We start from the raw sequence: 25,973 nt of genomic DNA, 5'->3' as shown, positions 1-25,973 counted from the left end.
TGGGATCACACCATGAAAAATGTTTGGCTTGTCGATGATGATGCATCTATTCGCTTTGTTCTGGAAAAAGCGCTGGCGCGTGCAGACTTTCAAACAGAGAGTTTCTCTAATGGCCAGGATGTACTCACCGCACTGACCTATGATCAGCCTGCAGTATTGATCTCAGACGTCAGAATGCCCGGCATCGATGGTATGGCTTTACTGGAAGAAATCGCAGAGCAACACCCCAACCTGCCGGTGATCATCATGACCGCCCATTCCGATCTCGACTCTGCGGTCAATGCCTTTCAAAAAGGGGCGTTTGAATATCTTGCCAAGCCGTTCGATCTAGACGAAGCCGTCTCTTTGGTAGAACGCGCTTATCAGGCCAGCTCACAAAATAACAAAGCGAAGCGCCCCAGCAACAATGCAAAACAGCCCGATATCATTGGTGAGGCGCCAGCCATGCAGGAAGTTTTCCGCGCCATTGGTAAACTCTCTGTCTCCAGCATGAGCGTATTGATCAATGGAGAATCGGGCACAGGTAAAGAACTGGTGGCAGGCGCTTTGCACAACCACAGTCCGCGCCGGGAGCAGCCGTTTATCGCACTAAATATGGCAGCTATTCCCAAAGACCTCGTTGAATCTGAGCTCTTTGGTCACGAAAAAGGCGCCTTTACCGGTGCAGACAGCATACGCCGCGGACGATTTGAGCAGGCCAATGGCGGTACGCTGTTTCTGGATGAAATCGGCGACATGCCACTGGATGTGCAAACCCGCCTGCTCAGAGTGCTGGCTGATGGCGAGTTTTATCGGGTCGGCGGCCATCACAGTGTTAAGGTCGACGTGCGGATCATTGCGGCCACTCATCAGGACCTGGAGCGCCTAGTAGAACAGGGGGAGTTTCGTGAAGACTTATTCCACCGCCTGAATGTCGTTCGACTTAAGCTGCCGCCGCTGCGTGAACGCCGGGAAGACATTGCCAAACTGAGTGAGAACTTTCTCGTACGCAGTGCCAAAGAGTTAAAAGTCCCTTGCAAAATACTGACAACCGAAGCGCTGCATGTAATGCAGGCATTTCACTGGCCAGGTAACGTGCGTCAGCTTGAAAACAGCTGTCGCTGGTTAACAGTGATGGCACCCGGTGATGTCATCAATGTTGCCGATCTGCCAGAAGAACTGAACCAGCCAATCAAAACCACCGCAGTGGACACCATCGAAGGAGACTGGCTGGATGCCTTTCAAAACTGGCTGGAACAGGAACTCCATCAGGGCAAAGAAGACATCTGGCCTCAGGTACAGGCTCAGCTGGAAACCCGCCTGATCAAAACGGCGCTGGCTGTGTGCCATGGTCACAAACAAGAAGCGGCACTGAAAATTGGCTGGGGCCGTAATACCCTGACCCGTAAATTGAAGGAACGTAATTTTACCTGAGAGAAGCGTCGTCTGTATGAAAAAACATCACTTGTTCCTAAAAGCTTGGGCTCGTACTTTTAATAGGTGCACTTTGCACACTAAAACTACAACGTTTAAGGAACGACTATGAAAATCAGCTTACAGAAAAAATCGCTCAAACGCCTGAATAACAAAACCCCATTAGCTCAGGAGCTAACACCACAAGCCGCAGGTGGTATGTATGCCAGCTCGCCGTACAACCCTGGATGTATGACCTATCAGGGACTAACTTGCCCGACCTCTCCGTATGATCCGGGCTGCTAAATATGCATCTAACTGCCGAGCGACAGCCCGGCAGTTTCTGAACTGGCTTCTGCCTTGACCCCATTGTAAAAAGCAAGCACTATGCAGTCATAGTGATCCGAACTTACTTTATACCATGAAACTACTGGAGCATATCCCACTGATCAAACAGTTGGAAATTCTCAACAGACTCACCTTTTTCAAAGAGTTTACGCTGTCCGAGCGCCAGGTGCTGCTCGAATCTTTTAGTCACCTGTATCTGGTCAGCAAAGACAGACACGCATTTCGGCGTTTTGATAAAGACAATAGACTGTACATTGTGCTCAGTGGTGAGCTGTCTATCTACAACCAGGATCAACATCATGCCATTGGCCGGGTCGGCCCTGGTGAATTTCTCGGCGAAGGCGCTTTTATTTCTCACCGGGAACGCAGCACCAGCGCACTGGCATGCAAAGACACTATTCTGCTGGCTATTACACCCGATGCACTGACACGTTTGCCCAATGTGATCAGAGAAAAAATCAAAGATAAGATCATTGAAGGGATGAGCGCGCGGATCTGTCAGCTCAATCATTATATTGAAGACCATTTATGAGCGCTCAAAAAAGGCGCCCTCAGGCGCCTCTTTAGCATTACTGTGCCAGTAATGCTTCGAAGTGTCCGAACAAGGTGTCCAGCTCTTCAATTGTGTTGTAGTGCATACAGCCGATACGTACAACGCCACCGCTTTGCATCACACCCAGCTGCTCACATAAGCCCTGCGCATAAAAGTTACCGTCCCACACACAAATATGCTGTTTACCCAGGTATTCAGACACAGTGCGCGGTGCAATGCCATCAAAGGTTAATGCAAACGTCGGGGTCCGCTCGGCAAGGCGCGCCGTGTCTTTGATCCCATACAAACGGATTTGCGGAAATGCCTGCAGACGTGACAAGAAGTGCTCACTTAACGCCATTTCATGGGCTTTGGTATTGGCAAAAGCCACGCTCAGGCGTTCCCGTCGCGGGGTATCTTCAGGTAATTCACTCAGCGAGGCAATATAGTCAATGGCTGCCACAACCCCAGCCAGCCCTTCAAAACTTTGAGTGCCCGTTTCCCAGCGGCCCGGTACCACGTCTTTTGCAGGTTCGACTTTGTACGGTGTAAAACCAGCCAGATGGGCCATTTTTCCGTATACCACTCCGACATGTGGACCGAAGAACTTATAGACAGAGCAGGCCAGGAAATCACAGTCCAGTGCCTGCACATCAATCAGCTCATGGGGTGCATAGTGCACGGCATCAACATATACCAGTGCACCAACCTGGTGCGCCAGTTCAACGATCTGTTTAATGTCATTGATAGAGCCGGTGGTATTAGACGCATAAGTCACTGCCACCAGCTTAGTTTTACTGTTGAGCAGGCTACGGAAATGATCCATATCCAGCGTGCAATCGGCTTCATTCACCTTCACGGCATGCACACTCGCCCCTTTGTCCTCGGCAGCCTGACGCCATGACGAAACATTGGAGTAATGATCTGCATTGGTAACAATGACTTCATCACCGGCCTGCCAGTCGCGTGAAATCGCGCGACTAAAGCTAAACGTCAGACTGGTCATGTTGGCACCAAAAACAATCTGCTCTTTGGCTGGTGCATTGAGTAAGTCCGCCACCGCCTGACGCGCATTGTCCATCAGCTCGACGGTTTTATCACTGGAGAAAAAGGCTCCACCCAGGTTGGAGTTAAAGTAACCCAGATACGCAGACATAGCACTCAGCACAGACTGCGGCACTTGCGAGCCACCCGGGCCATCCAGGAAAATAGGGGAACGGCCTGCCACTTGTTGCATCAGAGCAGGAAACTGACGGCGCACTTGATTCAGATTCATAATGACCTCTTACGCGGTAAACACAAAACAGTCCAGATACCCGGTCTGCGTGGCATCCAGTTTGTTCATTGGCGTCGCGTTGTGCCAAACCTCACGGTCATTGACCAGGGCAAACAAGCCATCTTTGATCTCCATCTTAAAGCAAGGCTCAGCGTCTTTGTGCTCGTATACCAGTAATTCACCACCCGCGATGTTCTCATGCGACACACCACATACACATACATGGTCGAAACCATCCTGATGCACGCCTTCTGGTGCTGGCGGTGTATCACTCTCAATGGCCAGCATGCGGAACTGATGCACTTCGATATCACGCTCATCGCTGATACCTGTCATTGCTCTAAACTCATTCAGCAGGTGCTTAAAGCCTTCACTGTGGATCAGGTCTGCTTCCAGATTTTCATAAACACGCTCAATGTTGCCCTGAAAGGTGTTGATTGAGTCGTCCTGCACAAAAGCTTTAGTCGGCTGTAAAGCCACTTCACCATTGGCAAATTTCAATACGGAATAGCGACGTTTACGGAATGCGCCGTCCGCATAAGGGTTATCTGGCAGACGGTTAAACGAAGGTTTAACCGCATCGATGTGCGTTTGTTGAATAAAACGAAGTTGTAGCAAATTCTGGTTGTTTACTGCGGTCATTTTGCTCTCGCCTAGGGATGACAATTTGGCGGAGATCTTAATCCATTTAAAGGGGAATTGTGATTTTGAATCTGTTTATTTAGTCGGTTTAAAAGAAGAATTAGCCTTTTTTTTGCAATTTTTTAAATCAAAAATACATAAACCATAAGCTCAGTGTTTGCTGCATACAAAAACAGGACTTTGCGTGCAAAGTCCTGTTTTAGCGTCAGCATTGTGGCAATCCTGGTTATATTGCAAAGCGCTGGGTGAATACAGGGTTATGGTAGCGGCACGAGCTCCACCTGCAACACACAGAAACCTTGCAACGGACCAAGTCGATAAATCGTGCCCAGTAACTCGCCCGGACAACCTGTGACACGACCAACCTGATGACCGGCATCTGGCTGCAAGATAAGTTCCAGAGACTGATTGTTTTCAAGCTCTACAACTGATCCATCGACGCTGCCCTGCCCTATGATAGCAATCTCTGCCAGAGAGGACTGACTGTAAGTCAGGTTATCATAGCCGTTGCTCTGAACCTGTAACAGGTAAGAGACCGTGTCATCACTGAGCGGGTTTAAGTCAAACTCCAGCCGTACATCTCTATTTTGTATCGCCTCAACCCCGGAGACTGAGTTCAGTGCATTGGCATACACATAGACATATTGTAGGTGCGGATTATGCTGTAAATCTAATTCGGTAATGGACGTGTAGGCAAAAATCAATTCCTCCAATAAAGTATTGTGACTCAGGTCAATTCCCGTAAGCGGATTACGGCTTAGATCCAAAGTCCGGAGTTTGGTCAGGCTGGACAAATCAATCTGCCCCAGTGCAGCCCCCTGCCAGGCTAATGATGTCAGGTTTGGATACTCCGCCAAATCGACCCAACGCGAGTCCACCCCATCGATACTCAAGAAGGAGAGACGCTCACCATCAAACTGCTCAAGCTGACTCACGAGTAAAGGGCTATCCGATATACCCAGATGTTCAAGCTGTAACCCGTCAGCCAGCATAACAGACTGCAAGTGGGTATTTTCGTTAATGTACAGGCTTGTAAGCTGCGAATTATTCCTCAAATCCAGCGCACTCGCCAACGAAATGCGGCTTGCGTGAAGAACTTTCAGCATGCGATTAGCGGACAACTCCAACTGTTCAAGCGGTGTATTGCTAATGTTAAGCGTTTCCAGCTCAAGGTTATGAATGAGCTCCAGCTGTGCGAGATTATTATAGGCCAGCTCTAGCTCATTTAATCGTGGCATCCCACTCAACTGCATTGCAGCCAGGTTATTAAACTCAGCGCGGAACCTGGTCAGCATGGGGTGCTCACCGGTCAACACTTGTGTTAACTGGTTTTCAGAAAGCTCCACACTGTACAGTGCAGCATTCTCAGTCATATCCAACTGCGCTAACGCGTTCCAACCGGCGTCCAAATAACGCAGCTGCACATTGTTTTCAATACTCAGCGCACTCAGCGAATTCATGCTGACATTCAGGTCATGTAACTGAAGATTGTGCTCAAGGTTAAGTCCTTCAAGCCGGTTGCCTGACAATATCAGGGTTGTCAAATCAGGCCAGCTTTGTGCATTGAACGTGCTTAGCGCATTGCCGGATAAATCCAGTCGATGCAGTGCGGTGAAACGTGCTAAACCTAGCGATGCAAGCGTCTCATCATTCAGCCCGGCGCCTTGCAATTTCAGCTCCAGTAGCTGTTCAGGATGAGGCACAGTCAAGGCAGAAATACCGTGTTCGCTCCCCTCAATGCTCAGGGATGTCAGTTGACTCAAACCAGACAGGTCGAACTCGGTGACAGCCACAAGGCCAAGTGTCAGGTCTTGTAACCCACTCAAATTATTCAATCCGTTCAGTGACTGGATAGCCTCATCCGGTGCACAAGATAGTGAGGTAATTTCTTGAAGAGACTGCACTGACATCTGGTTTACACATTCAGCAAGACGAAGATCCGTGATGCCGGCCAGCTCTGCCAGATTAGGTTTTTCAACAAAAGTGGCGGTAATTTCACAATCCGTATCACGTGCTGGAATGTAATAATGCGGCTCGGATAGCTCACCACCACAGCCAGTGATGCTCTGCAGCATATAACCTGCCTCGGACTCAACATAGACATGCGCAGAGTGTCCTTCAGGGATTTCCTGATAGGCGGGATAAAAATTGCCCTGACCTATTGTCTGAGTCGTGATCTCGTAACCATCAAAATCGTAATACCACTGTTGCTTATCAGACTCCTGACACCCCTGGCTGGCAGCATAAAGACAGATCTGCATACCCCTAACGTCATAATTCAGGAGCTCCACATAATGCGGTTGTTCGTCGAGCATGAACGCTAACTTGCCATCTTCTAATTCATACTGATGCACGACATCATTGATAATCAACTGGTTTTTAACACTATCTGGATATTCTATGCTCCAAAACATAGGTCCAAACATGACTTTGTACCAACCCAAATCCTCGTCTTTTACCCACATATCGTGAATATCTTCCAGGTTACTTGGCAAAAACTCTGTTTGTACTATTTCAGGGGTATAGTGATAGATCAGCAGACTATGATACAAAGAGGTTGTGTTACCCTCACTATCAAACCGCTCAAACTGACGACTTACATAATAGTAATCATCAGATTGTGCTACTAACTGGTGTGTAACTTTAGCCTGCAAAGTGCAGTCTGGCATATTTGGCTTACACTCTGAGGTGCTTATACCGTAATTTTCGTCATATCTGTAGCGTTCTCGTATTAACTCACCCTTGTCGACATGCCAGGCATATTCCCAATCAAAAGTATCAATATACAGCTCACCGCTGCTAAATAGATCCATATCGAAAGCAGCCTGGTTCATGCCAATGAAACCCTGCCAACGGCCAACCACGTTGCTGTCGGTGAATACCGCCTCCGGCTGCTGTTTGACCAGGATCCCATAGCGCGTATCTGCCATGCCAGCCTCCCCCTTGGCCAGGCTGACATATTGATAAGCCGCTCCGAGCTTTTTGGTTATCCAGAACACCTCTGTCACAGTGTGCTCGCCCGCTCGATAGTCGACCTCAAGCGTATTGCCATTTACCCGCCAGGCCAGTACCTCTCGCTTGGGATCCACAATGGGGGTAGAGATTTCTCCATTCTGCTCTAGTTGATACTGATCCGGGAAACCACGACCAGTTTGACCATCGCTTTCGCGCACCTCAATATGCCACACCCCCTGCATCTCTTCGTCATCAGGCAGGGCCAGAGTCATCCCTTTATGCAGCAAATTACTGGTATAGGCTTTTTCATATGGTTCTGTATATGGGTCATTCCCGCCGAACACAGCGATGCCCTGTTCAACAATGTCGACCGTTCTGAACACGGCATTTTCCGCCAAGATCGTCATTTCCAATGAATCAATGTAGACAGAGTGCTCTGGATCACTCTCCCGGGTTGAGATGTGTAACGGCTCCGCCAGGGTGATCTGGACTGTGTTGTTGTCTTGTTTCCAGCTTTTGATCTCCACGGTATTGATTGCGGACACCGTACCTTTTCCAGAATCACTCAAGCTGACATGATATGCAGCAGCATTGAAGTGTTTCACCGCTTGCAGAATGAACTCGCCCTCAACAGGGGCTGCAGTATCGTCAATCAAGTCAACATCTTGCTTTATTGCAGTCTTCGTCGACTCAATCAACGCGGGATCTGCAGCATTGATGTCATTCTCAAATTGTTGAGCTGTGTGCGCATCGTCGACTAAATCCAATGTCGTCTTCACGCCTTCTGGGAGGCTATAATCACTATTATCAACAACAATCTTAATCAACGAAGCCAGCGACATTTTTTCGTCGGCATCGACATTTAATAACGCCTGGTTTAATTCGGCATCGCTGGTCGGCGCAGCGCCTGCGCGCGTCATTAACGCATATTCCGCAGTCGAAACGTTCGTGACATTAACGCCAAAGTTCTCTGTCTTATCAAGCTCGCCATCTTCACCCGCTTGTTGCACCAACTGTGCCATGGAATTCAGCACAGAAACAAACTCAACCTGGCTCTGTGCATCCACACCGGTTGCTGAAATCATGACCGGGTAGTTTGCCTCACTCTCATCGACAACCAATGTTGCAGAATACAGGCCTTCTCCGTTTGCCTTGACCTGTACCTCAGAACCGCCCGCAGACATGACCACATCAGCATAAGCAATCGGTTCATCCGTCACGCGTCCATTCAGGGTAATTGACGCTGTATTACGTTTGATCAGCACACTTTGACTAGATTGCTGAGTCGCCCCCTGATCGTCAGTCACCATCACCGTAAAGGTAATAGTCGTATCTTCGTGGATATCTGGTACCGTGTAAGTCGGCGTGGCCGTGTCCGTGCCTACTTCTGTCAAAGAAAGCGACGAACTGTGAGACCAGGCGTAACTGGCCACTTTACCATCCGGGTCGCTTGCACTGGCTGTTAGTGAAAATGCGAGGCGCTCTTTTTGTTCAGACAAAGCTGCGATGCTCACCACCGGCGCCTGATTCTGTTTAGGTATGACAGTGCCTTGACCTGAGTCAGAGTCAGAACCTGAGTTTGACCCCGTGTTGTCACTGCCCCCTCCACACCCGCTCAGTGCGAACGCTAAAGCCACAGTAAGTGGCCACCCACTTTGGCCTGTAGCCATTAACCCCTTAATTCTAATCATTATTATACTTCCTGCATCGAGGCTATCCATCCTCGTAGTATTATGTTGTGTCTAATCGCTGTTGTAGCGCATTTTCAACATTCATATTAACACCGTTTCTATTTTTTCAACAGATGCATAAAAGGCAATTATTTTTTATTGCGGGTGATTAACAATGTAACCTATTGATAATACTATGATGAAGGGAAAGGGCTGGTGCAAAAAACTGGACTTTGTGAGCAATGCCTGGTTTTGGCATCAGCTCTGTGACAATGTCGTTTACATTTCAAAGAACCGCAATACCAGACGATTATAACAAGGGCACAAATTCCACCTGCAACACACAGTCGCCTTGCAGTGGACCGAGCCAGTATGCCATGTCCAGTAGTAAGCCCTGGGCAGATCTAACTCGGTTAAAGGCAGGTCCCACAGCTCTCCAAATGCGATACCTAAATAGGGCATTTAGATAATTCTCTTTAGTAGATCAAACAGCCAACCGACTGATAGAACAAATAACGCCCCCCTTTACAGAACAAACATTGAAAAGGCTAAAAACCAGTTATACCGTCCAACACACCGAGTCTGGTATGCTTCTAACCAGTGAGAAAAAAGCAGAGCTTTGAAAACAAAGCTCTGCTTTTAAACACGTGTGCCATCAAAGGCACTTAAATTCGCCTGAAAAGGCTGGTACTTTACTGCACTGGCACAAACTCTACCTGCAGCGTGCAATTGGCTACTAATGGCCCCAGCAAGAAGCTGGTTCCTGACAACTCTCCGGGGCAACCGGTCGCATCGCCAACCTGAAAGCCCGTATCCGGATACAGGTCAACATACGTCACTTCTCCGAATTGCAGCGTTATTTCGAGTAGGCTAAATCCGCCGTTACCCAATGACTCCATTCTGGCAGTATATTGCTGATTAAAATAAAGATTGCTATATCCCTGCTCCCGAAGCTGAGTAAAGTAAGTAACTGTCTCCATGTTCAGCGGGTTATTATAGAAACTCAGATATGCCGTAGGGTTCTCCAGCACTTCCAGACCCGTCACAGACTCTAGAGCCCCATTATCAGCATTCACATTATCTAACTTGTGATTTTGCTGCAGATCCAGCGCTGTTATTTGTGAGCGGGAAATTGCCAACCAGCTAAGTTCACTCAGATTGCCGGTATCAAGGCTGGTTAGTGATGTATTTTCCAGAGTCAGCCATTCCAGGCGCTTACTCTGACTAACATCAAGTGTTTCCAGCGGGTTATCCGATAAATCCAGGGAGATTAATTCCGGGAGCTGAGCCAAATCTATCGTTGTTAACCCGCCTGAACGCCAGCTAAGCGTTTTCAGCATCGGGAAATCTGCCAGGTTGACCAACGAAGCAGGCAGGTCACTGACATCCAACTCAATTAAAGCCGGTAAAGATTGTTGAGTGATCGCACTATATAGCTGCGGACTGCCGTTTACCGCTAAGGTTTGAAGCATAGATAAATCGGCAACGGTAAAACTCTCCCAGTGCTCATTATTGGAGAGGTAGAGTACCTCAAGTAGATTATTCTGGCTCAAATCTAAATGACTTAGCTGCTTTAACTCACTAGCATATAACTTATTTAGCTGCGTGTTTTTAGATAAATCCAGTGCAGTCAGTTTATTGAAGTTCAACCACAAAGTGTCAAGATTAGGGTTATTCGACACATCCAGCTGTGAAAGTTGATTATATTCAATATCCAGATATACAAGCTGCGGCATACCCGCCACCGTTAACTCCGTCAGTTGGTTACTCCAGGCCCCCAGTGAGGTTAACTCAGGGTGAGATCCGGTCACCAGCTGAGTTAAGCGGTTGTTCTCAATGTGCACGCGTTCCAATAACGAGTTAGCTGAAATATCCAGTTCCGTTAACTGGTTCTCACTGACATCCAGGTACCGCAGCTGTGCATTGAGATCCACCTTAAGTGTTGCCAGCTGCCCCTCGATATTGCTGCCTTCAATAGTCAGGTCAGTCAACCCAGGATAATCATCTCCACTAAAGTTAGTGAGTAAATTCCCTGATAAATTCAGTTCGCTTAAATTTGCATAGCGAGACAAATTGAGCCCGGCAAGTTCAGTATCACTCAGCTGAACCTGGATAAGCGCCAGGGCGTAGAGCTGTTCGGCTTCAGGCAGAACCAGTGACTGATATTGACTATATTCGATGCTTAAACGCGTGAGTTGCGTCAGGACAGATAAGTCCAATTCACCGTCCATCTGCACGCTTAAGGACAATGACTGCACATTGGTAAGCTGGTCTAATCCAGCAATTGAGCTGATCATATCACTGTTATGTACTGTCAGCTCAGTGAGCTGGGGCAACTGCGCCAGCAAAGACAAGTTCAGCTCACCGGGCGAGTTCATCGTTAATCGTACAGTCCGCAAGTTAGTGAGTTGATCTATCCCAACGATGGACTCAACGGACTCAATATTAAATAACTCCAGGTAGTTAAGCTGTGTCAGTGCAGACAGATCAAGTGCACCGTCCAAATCCAGTGTTAGGGAGAGTGAATGCAAATTAGTCAGTTTATCGAGTCCTGTCGTTGACATAACAACATTCTGATAGCCACAGAATAATTGGCGCACCGAGCTCAGATCCGGTGCATCACTATCGTCAACACATTTAGCTAATACGGGATCGGTGATCCCGGCTTCAGCTGCTAAGCTTTCCCGTATTTTAAACGTCGCGGATACCTGACATGACTCAGTCACCGCTGGGATCATGTAGTCATACCCCGCAAGCTCACCGTTACAGCCTTCAATAGTATCCAGTCTATAACCCGAGTTAGGTTCTACATTTAATATGGTGCTGTGTCCTTCAACCACTTGCTGCCAGTCCGGTGACAGATACCCGTTGCCGTCTGTTTCAGTGCGTACTTCAAATACAGTAGGGTGATAGTACCAGTCTTGTTTGCTGGCTTCCTGACAGCCTTTGCTTGCCTCATAGACACACACCTGCATTCTTTCGGCATTGTAATCCAGTAACTCAACATAATGAGGCTGCTCGTCTCGGGTAAAGGCCAACTTGCCATCGCTCAGAGTGTAGGTATAACTTTCATAACCGATGACCAATTGGTTATGCCACTCTCCTGGCTCTGTCGGCTTTTCTACTCTGCCGAAATCGACAGACACCCAAGATTTGGCTTCCTCATCCCGTGCCCACATTGTGCGACTGTGCTCCAGGTTTCGGGGTAAAAACTCTGTCTGTGAGATGGTTGGATTGTACTGGTAAATAAACAAGCTTGAATCAAAGTACGTTGGATTTCCCTCGCGGTCAAAGCGTTCAAAGATACGTGTGACATAGTAGTGGTCATCCGCAATGGCAATGAGACGGTGCGCAACACGCGCTTCGACAGAGCAGTTACTTGCAGCCACATCACAATGACCGACCCACTGGTCGCCTTGCCAGTAGCGGTTACGATAAAACACTTTTCCTTCTTCAGCCAGGTTCCATGTGTACGCATAATCAAATGTATTAATGTACAACTCCCCGGTGCTGAACTGATCTGTATAGAAGCGTTCCTGCTCTTTACCGATAAAGCCATGCCAGCGCCCTGCCACAGTTTCTTCAGTCCAACGTGCGTCAGGCTGTGCCTTAACAAATAATCCAAATTCAGTATCCGGCCACTCAACGTCACTGGTATCCAGAGTCACCACCTGATAGCCTGCCCCCAGTTTTTTGGTAAACCAGAATGTAATAGTGCCCGACTCTTCTGGATCCTGATAATCAATCACCAGGGTGTTGCCGTCCAGACGCCAGTTTATCTCCTCATCAACATCCAGGTCGTCCAGCGCAACGATTTGGCCATCCGCTTTAAACTCAAAGTGCTGTGGGGGATCCTTTTCTGTATTACCATCGGCGTCGGTGATATCCATGTACCATACACCCACCAACTCCTCCGTGGTGGGTTGCGCCGTCTTCAACTTACTCAGCAGGTTACTGGTGTACTTCCGCTCGTACGTTTCCGTGCCTGGCATATCTCCGGCTGTGATTGTTGACCCCAGTTCTACGATATCGACCGTTCTGAATACGTCATTTTCTGCCAATATGGTCATTTCGAGTGAGTTGATGAACACAGAGACGTCATGATTATTTTCCCAGGTGGAAATGTGTAGCGGCTGTTTCAGCGTGATCGAGACTGTACTGTTTTCCTGCTTCCAGCTCTCAATGTCAACTGTGTTAATGGCCGATACAGAGCCCGTTCCATCTTCATTCAGGCTGACATGATAAGGCCGTGCGTCATAGTTTTTCACTGCCTGCAGAATGAAGTCACCATTAAGTGAGGCAACTGAGTCGTCAATCAGGTCATCGTCCTCTTTGATCTCTTTCTTGGTGTCTTCGATAAGGTTAGGGTCCGATGCATTCACATCATCTTCGTACGCCTGGGCCGTTTGCTCATCATCAACCAGATCTAAGGTCGAGCTCACCCCCTCAGGCAAGGAGTAGTTGTCGTTATCAACTACAATCTTGATCAGAGACGCCAAAGTGATTTTCTCGTCGGCATCCACATTAAGCAACGCCTGATCCAGCTCGACATCGGTCGTCAGCGGCGCACCGGTCCGTGTCATCAGGGCATACTCGGCGGTGGTCACATTGGTAATATTAACGCCAAAGTTCTCTTCTTTGTCGAGAATACCATCTTCACCGGCTTGCTCTGTCAGTGTCGCGACTGAGTTCAATACTGAGACAAACTCAACCACGTCCTGTGCCCCCACCCCAGTAGCAGAAACACGTACCAGACTGTTTACTTCACTCTCGTCTACAGTCAGGGTAGCAGTGTAAAGGCCTTCCCCAGAGGCCGTCACCTCTGCCTGGGCACTCCCCGCACTGACCACCACATTGGCATTGCTGATGGGCTGATCCGTTACGATGCCATTCAATGTCACTGAATTCACTTTGCGTTTTATCAGCACGTCTTTGCTGGCACTATTAGTTGCCCCCTTGTCATCGGTGACTGTAACAGTAAACGTGATGGTGGCATCTTGCGTTATGTCCGGCACGGTATAGGTGGGAGTGGCGGAGTTTGTGTCTGCCTCGGTGAGCTGTAAAGAAGAGCTATACGTCCAGGCATAACCCGCAATCGAGCCATCATCACTGGCATTGGCAGTCAGCGAAAATGCATTCTGCTCAAGCTGTTCTCCAACATCCGCAATGCTCACAGTTGGAAGCGGATTGTTTTTATCTGAAGGTATTGGATCTGGTGCTTTATCTGTAACGGGTGCAGGTGCATCACTGCCCCCTCCACATCCAGCTAATACCAGTGATAACGCAGTCACAAGCGAAAGCTTTATGCAGCGCCCTTGAGTAAGTAATGTCATTGTATTCCCTATTGAGTTTATATTGTCTTCCCGATTGAGGTCGATGCCCTCATTAAGAACTTTTAGTTTTTTGTTGAACAGGCTCCGGCAACCACTTGCCGGAGCACATAATAGGCTGGTTACTACAACTTGCTACTAATTGCCTCCAGTTGCTCACTAAAGCTAAGATGGCGTAGATCACCTAATCCTGCTTTTTGCGTCATGTTGAATAACTGGCTTTCCAGCTCTAACAGTGGCGCTTCAATTTGCTTGTCATCCACGGCGGCCTTTCTCTTCAGATACTCATTGAACAATTGGTCTATTCTCTGGATCTGTAACTCAGTCAGCTTGACCTGACCTTTGATGTCATCGTACGCACGCACGTTTTGGCGAATAAAACCCTGAGTCGACTCGGTCAGTGTTTTCACGTCCAGGTAGACCCTTGGTAACCTGTCTGCTTTTTCTGAGTTTGCCAGTGTACGAACTTTATCCAGTACTTGACCCAGAAAATAGTGCTCAGCGGCGTCCTGTTCCAGAGTATGAAGTTGTGATTGCAATTCCGGCAGGTACTCCTCCACCTGTGGCTGCTTACCCTCCACCAGCATGCGCTTAAGTCTGTCATGCTGCTCACCCAGGCGCTCATAACGGCTTTCGAAATGCGTTTGCGTCTCCAGCTTATCCAGTACGGCAAAGTGAGAGCGAATTGGTTCAAGTACACTGATGATCGCTTGCTTAGCGCTGTGCGCCGCGGAAATAAGCGCAACAATTTCCTGGCTGCCTTCCATCACCTCATCCGCTTTCGTATCAGAAGAGAACAATGAAGCACTTTCCAGTGACTCCGCAGGGTTAGCCTGTAACTCCGCAAAGTCTTTCTGCAGGGACTGCCATAACTTGTTGGCATCAGATGTTCGCTCGATATCATAGTCTGCTAACGCCTCTTCAGCAGACAACGACATTGCCTGCTGAGCTTCCTGATAAGCGGCCTCAGCTTTACTGTACGCCGCCTGGATCTGCTCCGGGGTTGCCTTATCACTACTGACAATATTACTCACTGAATCCAGCGTTTTACACCCGCCTAGTAAGGTTACTGCCAGTAATAAGGCGATACTGCTTTGTTTGTACATTAATAACTCCATTGGATCCCGGCTGAAAAAGACAGATTTGTATACTCAGTATCCGGAACGGTACGACGAACACCATCAGATATTGAGATGCTGTCACGCTCTTTGTACACTGCATCCACACCTGCCATAACTGCAATGGTTTTAAAAACCTGATAACGCACACCAGCGCGAGCCTGAAGGCCCCAGCCGTTAAAGGTTTCGCTCAGTGAGCTTTCTATGGTTCGGGTATTTTGCACGCGAGTGTACACAGGCACGGTGACTTCCGCATCGGCATACCAGCTGAAGTCACTAAAGGCATCCTGTAACTTACTGTCGTAGCGAACACCTGCTGCGGCAATAATGCTCATCTGATCTTCCGTTGTTGAAATCACAGACTGTAAATTGCCAGGTAAACCCTCTAACGCTCCTGCCCCTGTTGCGTTCTGTCCAGGCAGGTTAAATCGCGCAACCGGGTCATTTTCGCCGCGAGGTGCCGACTGCAATACCTGATCAAACTGCTCTGCTCCAGGTTGTGCAAATCGAAAGTCTGAGCGAGTAAAGCTGGTCGTAAATACCCGACCACCAAAAGTGACCTGCAACGCGCGCGTCATGTTATAGGCGGCACTCATTGCAATCTCATTTGACTTCGCTTTAAAATCGTTATGCTGTACAGCCCCAAAATTATGTGTCACTGAGCTATCATTCGGGTCGGTAAACCCATTCACATACCAAGTTTCTGTATCTAGGCCTGAGTAAATGGTTGCAGCACTGCCAATATAAATACCCCAGTCATCGTTGATACCTGAGTAGGAAAGTTGTCGGATCGTTGGGTTGCGTACCTTTGCATCCTGGGACAAACTGCCCAACCCACTCAAATCATTGAGCGCTTCGCTGTAATCGATTGATTCGAAACCGAGGCGAATTTCACTAAAAGAGGGATTAGGTGCAGCTACAGCCGTGCCAGTCATCACACAGCACGCCATAATGAGCAATTTTTTCATAAGTTAAACCTTGCGCAGAGAGGGAAGAAAGCAACACAAGGACTGACTCACCACTCCTTGGTTACAGCTTCTTACATTTATGAACAATTTTAAATCAATTGGATTGATAGTCAAGTGGTTAACACACGCCCAATAAAAGGTAAAAAGACGATTAAAAAATAAAAGGTCTCATAAAAATCATGCAGAAAAGACTATTAACTGGGTACGATTTTCTACTAGCCAGACCAAAGTTCGTAAACAAGCCAGTACGTTAGCTGTACCGGCTTGAAGAATCGGGCGCTGATTAAACGGCCTGCTGAATAATCACATCATCCGCTTTTTTAGTGTACTGAGGCATTTTGTGGAAATTCAGATAGCGGTAGGTATCCGCAGCTGTGGCGTTGATCCGCTCTGCGTATTGTTGATACTCCGCCGGGGTTGGCAGCTTACCCAAAATTGCCGCAACCGCAGCAAGCTCTGCCGAAGCCAGGTAAACATTGGCACCGGTCCCTAAACGGTTAGGGAAATTACGTGTAGAGGTCGAAACCACGGTTGCTTTGTCCGCGACCCGAGCCTGGTTACCCATACACAAAGAACATCCCGGCGTTTCAATACGCGCGCCAACACGGCCGTAAATACCGTAATACCCTTCGTCTGTTAGTTGATCTCTGTCCATTTTAGTCGGCGGTGCAACCCAAAGCTGTGTGGGTAACCGGGCACCAAAATTGTCGAGCAGTTTACCTGCGGCCCTGAAGTGACCTATGTTGGTCATGCAAGAACCGATAAACACCTCATCAATTGTTTCACCGCTTACCTCGGACAACAGACGCGCATCATCCGGATCGTTTGGCGCACACAGAATAGGCTCTTTAATTTCAGCCAAATCAATCTCAATAGTGTGCGCATATTCTGCATCGGCATCTGCCACCATCAGCTCAGGTTCCGCCAACCATGCTTCCATCTTGGTGATACGGCGCTCGATGGTACGGACATCACCATACCCCTCAGAAATCATCCACTTCAGCATGACAATATTGGAATTCAGGTACTCTTCAATCGACTCCTGGGATAACTTAACCGTACAACCCGCAGCCGAGCGCTCAGCCGAAGCATCGGACAATTCAAATGCCTGCTCTACGGTCAGGTGCTCAACCCCTTCAATTTCAAGAATACGGCCAGAGAACTCGTTGATCTTGCCTTTCTTTTCGACCGTGAGTAAGCCTTGCTTAATCGCATAGTAGGGGATCGCATGAACCAGGTCGCGTAACGTGATCCCGGGTTGCATCTCACCTTTAAACCTCACCAATACGGATTCTGGCATATCCAGTGGCATCACACCGGTTGCTGCTGCGAATGCCACGGCACCCGATCCGGCCGGGAATGAAATTCCCAATGGGAAGCGGGTATGGGAGTCACCACCTGTCCCCACAGTATCTGGCAGCAACATGCGATTCAGCCATGAGTGGATCACACCATCACCAGGACGCAGCGATACACCACCGCGATTCATGATGAAATCCGGCAGAGTATGGTGGGTATTCACATCAATAGGCTTAGGATAAGCCGAGGTATGACAGAATGACTGCATAGTCAGATCCGCCGAAAAGCCCAGACATGCCAGATCTTTCAATTCATCTCGTGTCATTGGTCCTGTGGTATCCTGCGAGCCCACAGTCGTCATTGTTGGCTCACAATACTGACCGGGGCGTACCCCTGGCATATTGCAGGCTCGACCAACCATTTTCTGCGCCAATGTGAACCCTTTACCTGAGTCCTCGACCAATTTAGGTTTACAGAAAATATCTTCCTGGTGCAATCCCAGCGCATGCCGAGCTTTGTCAGTCAGCCCACGGCCAATGATCAAAGGAATACGGCCACCGGCACGTACTTCATCCAGGATCACCTCTGACTTCAAACTAAATGTGGTGATCACTTCATCGCTACCATGGCGCTTAACGACCCCTTCGTATGGGTAGATATCAATCTGGTCACCCATGTTCAGATCATCAACTGGCAGCTCAATAGGTAAAGCGCCCGAATCTTCCATGGTGTTGAAGAAAATAGGCGCAATCTTGCCACCGAGGCACACACCACCCACTCGCTTATTTGGCACAAACGGAATATCGTCTCCCATAAACCATAGCACAGAGTTAGTTGCTGATTTACGCGAAGAACCAGTTCCAACAACGTCACCGACATAGGCTAGCGGCAAGCCTTTTTGCTTCAGCACTTCTAATTGGGTGACCGGACCAATTTCGCCCGCTCTGTCAGGCGTAATACCATCCCGCTCATTTTTCAGCATAGCCAGCGCATGCAGCGGAATATCGGGTCGTGACCAGGCATCCGGTGCCGGAGATAGATCATCCGTATTGGTTTCGCCCGTCACCTTAAAGACCGTCACAGAGATTTTATCTGCGACTGCTGGCTTTTCCAGGAACCACTCGGCGTTTGCCCAGGATTCAATGACCTGCTTAGCAAATGCATTACCTGCTTTGGCTTTTTCCTCAACATCATAGAAGGCATCGAACATGAGCAAGGTGTGTGATAAGCCTTTCACCGCGATAGGCGCTAATGTTGCGTCGTCCAGCAATTCAATCATCGGCTCAATGTTGTAACCACCCAACATAGTGCCCAGCAGTTCTGCGGCATAAGCTTTAGAGATTAGGGGAGAGGTCGTTTTGCCTTGTGTAACTGCCGCTAAAAAGCCCGCTTTAACGTAGGCTGCATCATCCACACCGGGTGGTACACGATTGATAAACAGATCGACGATGAACTCTTCTTCACCTGCTGGTGGCGTTTTCAATAATTCGATCAGTTCTGCGGTTTGCTGCGCATCCAGCGGTTTGGGAACAATCCCTTGCGCTGCGCGCTCCTCAACATGGTTACGATATTCTTGAAGCACAATTATGCCCTCTTGGTGACGTGAACAGGTAATTAATTTTTAGGGTTAAAAACCCTAAAAAAAATTGCTTATATGTAAAATATGATGATTTATTATAAGGTCTTAGAGTATAGATGAAAATCAAACGGCCACTTTGCCGTCTTATATTGATTATAACCTCTGTGAATACACAGAGTTTAAAACAACGTTTACATGAATGGCTTAAAGCAAGGAAAAGAGACAAAAAGGCCCGGATAATTCCGGGCCAGAGCAGAATAAACAGGGATTAGCGCTTTACTTTAACACGCTCGACAGATTTTACTTTTGCTTCAACACGACGGTTTTCAGCGTGCGCTTGCGCGGAGTCATCGGTATTTTTCAGACGTTCTTCACCGTAACCCACTGTTGTGATGCGCATTTCATCAATGCCTTTCTCGACAAGTTGTTTTGCAACAGCATCGGCACGCTTCTTAGACAACCATTTGTTATAGTCGGCTTTACCCACAGCAGAAGTATGCCCTTCAAGTACCACTGTGGTTTCTGGGTGCTCCTTCAGGAAGCTTACAACAGCTTGAATATCATTAAGATACTGCTGTGATACGCTTGAGTTATTGTTCGGGAAACGTACCAACAGGCTGACAGTCACCTCTTTATCTTCGTACAGAGTACACCCTTGTGCATCAACTGCATCACTCATTGGTGTATTGGCACACTGGTCATCCATGTCATAAATGCCATCTTTGTCCGTATCAACAGGCGCAGCTACAACAGGCTCAGGTTGCGGCGCCGGTGCAGGTTCAACAGGTTTGCTGCTACTCACACCACCAAAGAAGTAGTTAATACCAAGCTTTGCACCCACATCGGTGTAACCCCGGTCAATCCCCTGATAAATAGCCGTTTCAAAGTTAGCAGCAAAGTTGTCGCTGAAGTGATGACGATAACCTGCGCCTACATTGGCAAAGGTATTATTGTCCAACACATCGATCGATTTCAGACCAAATAGTGCATAGAAAGGGCCACCATTAAAGTGGTAAAGGCCATCAATACCAATTCTATCACCGTCTGCAGAGTCGCTACGTAACCCTGATAAATCAAAGTCCATGTCAGCATACTCAAGACGAGCACTCCAATATTTGCTAAAACGATATCCCAGCTCGGCACCCCACCCCATTGAATCATCAACGGTGACGCCAGCTGCATCCCGGCTGTTTTCCCAATCAGCCTTATAGTAGTCACCAAAAACGCCCAAATAAACGCCTTCTTGGTGGTCATCCGCATACGCACTGGTTGCCATCAAAGCTGTTACAACAACGCTTAGCATTCGTAGTTTCATCATCCTTCCCTCTCTAAAATAATAATGCAATCTGATATTTGCAGTAATAATAGTAGATTATGTCTTAATATTTACTTAACACAAAATAGGAATTTTTTGTTAATTTTACATTCAGCTCTGATGACCAAATAGCACCCGATATAACCCCTGCTCCGCAACCAGGCTATGATGGTCTCCAGCCTGGCTCACAACGCCATCATCCAGTACATATATTTGATCCGCCTGACGAATTGCACTCAGTCGATGAGCAATGATGAGAGTCGTCCTGCCTGATAAGAAAGTATTCAAATTACGATGTATTTTGGCCTCAGTTTCCACATCCAGCGCAGACGTGGCTTCATCCAGCACAACCACTTTTGGATCCGCGGCAACCATACGGGCAATAGCCAGGCGTTGCTTTTGTCCGCCCGACAGTCTCACCCCATTACGACCCACCACAGTATCGAGCTGTTGAGGCATGTCAGTGACAGTGTCAGCCAGTTCCGCCACCTTTAACGCATGCCATAACAACTCATCATCACAGGCTTTACCCATGGCCAGATTTTCCCGAATGCTGGCATTAAATAGAATGGGCTGCTGAAGCACAGTCACGACGTGCTCCCGAATGGCATGAAAACCAACCTCTTCGGCAGGCACGTCATTAATCAAAATATCACCGGACTGCTTCTGATATAACCCAAGCAGCAACTGCACAACGGTCGACTTACCACCGCCTGATACCGCAACTAACGCTGTTTTCTTACCGCTGGGCAAGCTCAAAGACACATCATTGAGTACCGGCAAGCCATCTTGATAGGCAAAACTAACATGACGAAAATCGATGCGGATCGTCGGTTGTTTGAATACCTCGCTGTTCGCAGGCTGTTGAGGCTCTGTACTGAATGCCAGCACCTGATTCAGACGCTGAAGCGCAGCGGTCGCGCCATAATAAGCATACTGAATACTCAGGATCTCTTGTACTGGTCCCATCATAAACCACAAGTAACCAAATACGGCGAATATCTGACCTACGGTTAAGTCAGAGAAAACCACCATCAGCATAGCGATGCCACGGAAGACTTCAAATCCCAACAAGAAAACGGTGAAGCTGAGACGATTGACTGCATCTGTTTTCCACTGTGACTGTACAGAGTGGTAACGAAGCGATTTCGCTGCCCCCACAACCGTATCGAAATAACTTTGCTCGCGGCGCATTGCCTTGAGCTGAGCGATGGCGTCTAACGTATCGACCAGTGCACTCTGAAATGCCTCGAATGCATTATTCTGACGCTTCTTCAAATCTTTAACGCGCTTCCCGAATTGCCGGGAAAAATAAATCACAGCAGGATTGAGTGTCAGAATGATCAAGCCCAACAGCCAGTCGATCCATAGCAGCACCACTGCCGTCCCGACTATCGTCAAAATGCCTATCAAGAAACGAGACAAGGTTTGGCTGATAAAGCCATCTAGCGTCTCAATGTCTGTGATACATCGTGAACTGATCGCCGCAGCGCCCTGAGTTTCATATTCCTTGAGCTGCACCTTTGCCAGATGGCCAAGCAGCCTTTCCCGGATCCGATAAGAAATGTCCTTTCCTATGATTGTAAACTGACGTGACTGCGCAACACCCAACACCAATGCCCCCAAGCGCATACACACCACCGCTATCAGGATAGAGACAATATAACCCGTCGCGCCGTGCCACTGAGCAGGCAATATATGATTGAGGGTCTCCACTGCAGCACCAGGGCGTGCCAGTAACACTTCATCCACTAATAAAGGCATCATGAGTGGAATGGGCACGCTCACCAGAGCGGCACAAAAAGCAATCAGATGTGCGTAAATCAAGGGGGTTTTATGTGTCAGGATCTGTCGCTTGATTTCCTGCCAGGTCAATGCCTGGTTGCTCTGCTCACTCATAGCTTACGTTCCACAAAACGTCTGGTAGGCTTGTTCATGTGCCATAGTCGCCGTCCATTGAACAGGATAGGCTTGATAGGTATAGGGAGTCTTCAGCGCAGTTAGCCAGTCAGTAAACTCATCACTCTGAGTGCCTTCATTAAACTGGGCAATAAATCGCTCCACCAAATCATTACGCGGAATAATCGCCGGATTTACAGATTGCATCAGCGCCAGTGCCTCAGCTGCACTGTGTCCGCTAATCCGCTTTCGCCACTTACTCACCCAGCCAGCTAACACTTCAGGTAACGGATAGGTTGGTAGCGGACTGGCGTGTAATGCGTTTGTCAGAGCAGCAAACGTGTTGGTGTAATCCAGTTTATTTTGCTGCATCAGCGATAACAACTCACTCAGTAATGCCTGATCTGAGTCCTCCCAGGTGCCTATCCCAAGCTTTTTAGACCACATCACTTGGTAGCCCTCATTAAAGCTCTCAGCAAACTGGCTTAGAATACTTGAAAAGCACTCCAGCGCCGCGTCTTTATCCTCGATCAACACCATCAAAGACTCCGCCAGACGCCCACAATTCCAGCTGGCAATGTTCGGTTGCTGACCAAAGGCATAGCGTCCTTGACGATCAATAGAGCTAAACACCGTATCGAATGAAAAAGACTCCATCATCGCACAGGGGCCATAGTCAATCGTCTCACCATTTATCAGGGTATTGTCGGTATTCATAACCCCGTGAATGAAACCAACCTGCATCCATTTTAAAATAAGTTCACACTGGCGCTGACATACTTGCGTGAAGAAATCAAAGATACGCGCTTCACCACTGGACGTAATGTCACTATAGTATTCACGGATACATAACTCGACGAGTTTACTCATCGCCGAAACATCCTTATTCATTGCCATCAACTGAAAGGTGCCAACCCGGATATGACTTCGGGCAATGCGACATACAACAGCGCCGGGCTCTGGCGTCTGACGCATCACCTGTTGACCAGTGGACAAGACTGCCAGACAGTGGGTCGTTGGTACACCCAATGCTTGCATTGCATGGCTCATGATGTACTCCCGGATAGCCGGGCCCAGTGCACACAAGCCATCCCCCCCACGCGAGAAGACTGTCGCGCCGGATCCTTTAAGGTGCATATCATAGTTGAGACCATCCGCTGCGGCGATTGACGCAATTAAGTGTGCTCGTCCATCACCAAGTTGCGGGTTAAAATGACCAAACTGATGGCCGCAATACGCCATTGCAACTGGCTGAATGCGCCCGACTTGAGATACACCTGCAAGGTAGTCACGCAATGCTTGCTGATCGATCTCAAAGCCTAATTCAGTTAACAATGGCTGATTGGTAAGTAGTAATTGAGCCTGCTCAAACTGATAAGGCTGCTGTGGGACCAGATAAGTCTCTCCCAACTCGGTGTAGCGGGTAAAAAACTGGCTCATGATGTTACTCCTAGCACGTTGTCACCCACACTATAAGCGACAAGCTGACTTAATTTTTGCAATGAATAACCACTTTGTCCACGTAACTCATTGAAGAAGGCTTGTGCAGAGCGCAGTGATTTCTGACTATGCAGACCACCTGAGATCACCTCATGAGCGCGCAGATAGGCTTCTACATCCCGGCTCAGAATAAACGTGTCTTTACCGACAGCTCTCAGTGCATAAGGGCCGGTATTGCCCCCTAATCGACTTCCTTGTTTTTTGAGTAACAGCCATAGTTCAATGATGTTGTCCTCCGGCCAATTGGCAACAAGCTTACTGAAAGTGCCATGCTCTAGTGCCAATTCATGGATCATCAGACAGTTATGGGCAATGCTTTGTACTTTTTTATAGTTACGTACAATACGCTCGTCCTGAGCGCGCTGTTCAAACATCTCAGGCGACATATAAAGTAACTTCTCAACAGAAAAATCCCAGAACACGTCACGAAAACCTGGCCACTTGGCATTAATCACTGACCAATAAAAACCACTTTGAAATATTTTACGAGTAAACTCTTCCAGCCAGACATCATCGGGAAGCATGGCAAGTTGCGTTTTTGATACTGGTTCACTGAGTAATGATTCCAGTGTGTCCTTCGAACCTTTTCGCGCGCACGCTCGTTCATAAATATCTAAAAAACTCTCCACAGCTTAGCCTTTTAATTTTGATCAATGGGATAGACGCTTTTGTTGGTCGATTCGTTTTATTCAACAATAAGCGCTATAGTTTTGTTTAGCCCGGTTTTCAGAGCGTTGTCAGTGAAATACATTATTTTTGCTTTATTCTATAGTTTTACGTTAAGTGCTGAAACAGTGCATATTACAACTGGTCAATGGCCTCCATACGTAGACCGGCATCGTGAGGATCAAGGGTGTACCGCTCAGCTTATCCGAGATGCCTTTGCTTTGCACGGGATCCGTGTTCGGTTTGTATTTATGCCCTGGCAGCGCGCATATGAAGAGGGAAAAAAAGCAGAGTTTATTGGTAGTGCTTATTGGTATTACAATGAAAAAAGAGCAACTGAGTACCTGTATACGTCATACCCGCTCACCTCTGAAGTTTCCCACTTTTATCACCTGGATAGTATACCGTTTAAATTTAACTCCTATGCCGACCTCAAGCCATACAGATTACTTCTCAATAAAGGTTTAACGTATCCAAAAACACTATGGCAGGCGATCAAAGAATATGAAATTGAAGTGATGGAGGCGACCTACACCACCAAAAATTTGCAATTCCTGCTGCGTCAACGCGCGGATATTGCCGTTCTGGATGAACAAACTGAGAGAGAGTATGCAAAAGCCCTGTCTAACTCTGAGGTAAAACGCCTGGTACGGCAGCCTAAACCAGCTTTTGTTAATCAGGGGTTTTTACTGATAAACCAACATAACAAAAAATATGTGGCACTCTTCAATAACGCACTCCAGCAGCTTACCTCAAACAAGCTTTATCTGACGCAGTATCAAGCCAATTGCTCTTCGATTAGTACCCAGTGATTGTTCTTTATACACAAAGACCTATCTTTAAAAAGCACTTGATCAGGTACCTGATCATGACTACCAGGTGGAAGTACGATTCAAAGTCATCGTATAGCCTGTTAGTAGTTCCCGCATCAAGTGCGGGATGACGGGGGATCGGCTTTGTGACCGGAAAGTTATACAACTTTTTTAAATCGTACATAGCAAAAAGCCCGCTGCATTTCTGCAACGGGTTTGACGTACATGGAAGTACGAATGTCGATGAAATTCATGGATGAATGTCTTTCATCGACCTTTTATTAGGAGCTTGGCAATGTCCTGCTTTCACATGGGTGAATTGTGACCGAAGCACCGCTTCGCAGCGCAATGAACGCGAGGTATGGACGCCGATAACACGCGTTACGCGCCGGGAGCCCTCCACAAGGAAGTGTGTCCAAAGGTTGCTAGATACCAACTTCATGGATGAATAGACAACGCTACTCTATCTACAGCTTCATCGACGCTTTTTAAAATTTCAAACGCAAAAAAGCCCGACTCTTTCGAATCGGGCTTTCTTTTATTAGGCCCTGGCGATGTCCTACTTTCACATGGGAAACCCCACACTATCATCGGCGCTATTTCGTTTCACTACTGAGTTCGGCATGGGGTCAGGTGGTTCCAAAATGCTATGTTCACCAGGAAATTCTGTGT

At 47.9% G+C, this 25,973-nt stretch carries 15 protein-coding genes and 1 rRNA gene; 4 read left to right on the top strand and 12 right to left on the bottom strand.

Features of this window, described 5'->3' with window-relative positions:
- Positions 1 to 12 precede the first annotated feature (12 nt).
- The 3 genes from ntrC (at position 13) to AT705_RS12790 (ending at position 2,272) form a co-directional block, all read left to right on the top strand.
- Complete coding sequence (gene ntrC, locus AT705_RS12795; RefSeq protein WP_058796885.1) at positions 13 to 1,413, top strand: nitrogen regulation protein NR(I); 1,401 nt, start codon at positions 13 to 15, stop codon at positions 1,411 to 1,413.
- A gap of 108 nt (positions 1,414 to 1,521) precedes the next feature.
- Entirely contained in the window at positions 1,522 to 1,698 is a 177-nt protein-coding gene (locus AT705_RS25290; protein ID WP_155946308.1) for a hypothetical protein, read from the top strand.
- A gap of 115 nt (positions 1,699 to 1,813) precedes the next feature.
- Positions 1,814 to 2,272, top strand: coding sequence for a cyclic nucleotide-binding domain-containing protein (locus AT705_RS12790; protein WP_058796884.1), 459 nt, complete (start codon positions 1,814 to 1,816; stop codon positions 2,270 to 2,272).
- 37 nt (positions 2,273 to 2,309) lie between these two features.
- Here AT705_RS12790 and AT705_RS12785 read toward each other — a convergent pair whose 3' ends face one another.
- The 11 genes from AT705_RS12785 to AT705_RS12735 form a co-directional block, all read right to left on the bottom strand.
- On the bottom strand, positions 2,310 to 3,548 hold the full coding sequence (locus tag AT705_RS12785; protein WP_058796883.1) for a cysteine desulfurase-like protein: 1,239 nt from the start codon (positions 3,546 to 3,548) through the stop codon (positions 2,310 to 2,312).
- Between the two features lie 9 nt (positions 3,549 to 3,557).
- Positions 3,558 to 4,190, bottom strand: a complete 633-nt coding sequence (locus AT705_RS12780; RefSeq protein ID WP_010386136.1) for a 2OG-Fe dioxygenase family protein — start codon at positions 4,188 to 4,190, stop codon at positions 3,558 to 3,560.
- Between the two features lie 257 nt (positions 4,191 to 4,447).
- A complete protein-coding gene (locus tag AT705_RS12775; RefSeq protein WP_157576784.1) occupies positions 4,448 to 8,836 on the bottom strand; it encodes a leucine-rich repeat domain-containing protein in 4,389 nt (1,462 codons plus the stop codon).
- A 671-nt stretch (positions 8,837 to 9,507) separates the two neighbouring features.
- Positions 9,508 to 14,148, bottom strand: a complete 4,641-nt coding sequence (locus AT705_RS12770; protein WP_058796881.1) for a leucine-rich repeat domain-containing protein — start codon at positions 14,146 to 14,148, stop codon at positions 9,508 to 9,510.
- 122 nt (positions 14,149 to 14,270) lie between these two features.
- Positions 14,271 to 15,251: a hypothetical protein gene (locus AT705_RS12765; protein ID WP_058796880.1), complete on the bottom strand. Its 981-nt coding sequence runs from the start codon at positions 15,249 to 15,251 to the stop codon at positions 14,271 to 14,273.
- On the bottom strand, positions 15,251 to 16,231 hold the full coding sequence (locus AT705_RS12760; protein WP_058796879.1) for a hypothetical protein: 981 nt from the start codon (positions 16,229 to 16,231) through the stop codon (positions 15,251 to 15,253). The genes AT705_RS12765 and AT705_RS12760 overlap by 1 nt, the downstream gene beginning before the upstream one ends.
- Before the next feature lie 283 nt (positions 16,232 to 16,514).
- The gene (gene acnB / locus AT705_RS12755; protein WP_058796878.1) at positions 16,515 to 19,112 is read right to left on the bottom strand and encodes a bifunctional aconitate hydratase 2/2-methylisocitrate dehydratase; all 2,598 of its coding nucleotides are present in this window, start codon (positions 19,110 to 19,112) and stop codon (positions 16,515 to 16,517) included.
- A 265-nt stretch (positions 19,113 to 19,377) separates the two neighbouring features.
- Positions 19,378 to 20,424: an OmpA family protein gene (locus AT705_RS12750; RefSeq protein ID WP_058796877.1), complete on the bottom strand. Its 1,047-nt coding sequence runs from the start codon at positions 20,422 to 20,424 to the stop codon at positions 19,378 to 19,380.
- 111 nt (positions 20,425 to 20,535) lie between these two features.
- The gene (locus AT705_RS12745) at positions 20,536 to 22,323 is read right to left on the bottom strand and encodes an ABC transporter ATP-binding protein (RefSeq protein WP_058796876.1); all 1,788 of its coding nucleotides are present in this window, start codon (positions 22,321 to 22,323) and stop codon (positions 20,536 to 20,538) included.
- Positions 22,324 to 22,326: 3 nt separating this feature from the next.
- Positions 22,327 to 23,763, bottom strand: coding sequence for a protein adenylyltransferase SelO (locus AT705_RS12740; RefSeq protein WP_058796875.1), 1,437 nt, complete (start codon positions 23,761 to 23,763; stop codon positions 22,327 to 22,329).
- On the bottom strand, positions 23,760 to 24,452 hold the full coding sequence (locus tag AT705_RS12735) for a DNA-3-methyladenine glycosylase I (protein WP_058796874.1): 693 nt from the start codon (positions 24,450 to 24,452) through the stop codon (positions 23,760 to 23,762). Before AT705_RS12735 ends, AT705_RS12740 begins: the two co-directional genes overlap by 4 nt.
- Before the next feature lie 111 nt (positions 24,453 to 24,563).
- Here AT705_RS12735 and AT705_RS12730 point away from each other — a divergent pair, with 111 nt between their 5' ends.
- The gene (locus tag AT705_RS12730) at positions 24,564 to 25,301 is read left to right on the top strand and encodes a substrate-binding periplasmic protein (protein ID WP_058796873.1); all 738 of its coding nucleotides are present in this window, start codon (positions 24,564 to 24,566) and stop codon (positions 25,299 to 25,301) included.
- Positions 25,302 to 25,847: 546 nt separating this feature from the next.
- Here the strand turns inward: AT705_RS12730 and rrf are convergent.
- Positions 25,848 to 25,962, bottom strand: a 5S ribosomal RNA gene (rrf, locus tag AT705_RS12725).
- Between the last annotated feature and the right edge of the window lie 11 nt (positions 25,963 to 25,973).

The sequence above is a fragment of the Pseudoalteromonas rubra genome (assembly GCF_001482385.1).
Classification (GTDB): Bacteria; Pseudomonadota; Gammaproteobacteria; order Enterobacterales; family Alteromonadaceae; genus Pseudoalteromonas; species Pseudoalteromonas ardens.
Note: the sequence above shows the minus strand (reverse complement) of the source record. Positions and strands in the feature narration are given on the sequence as shown.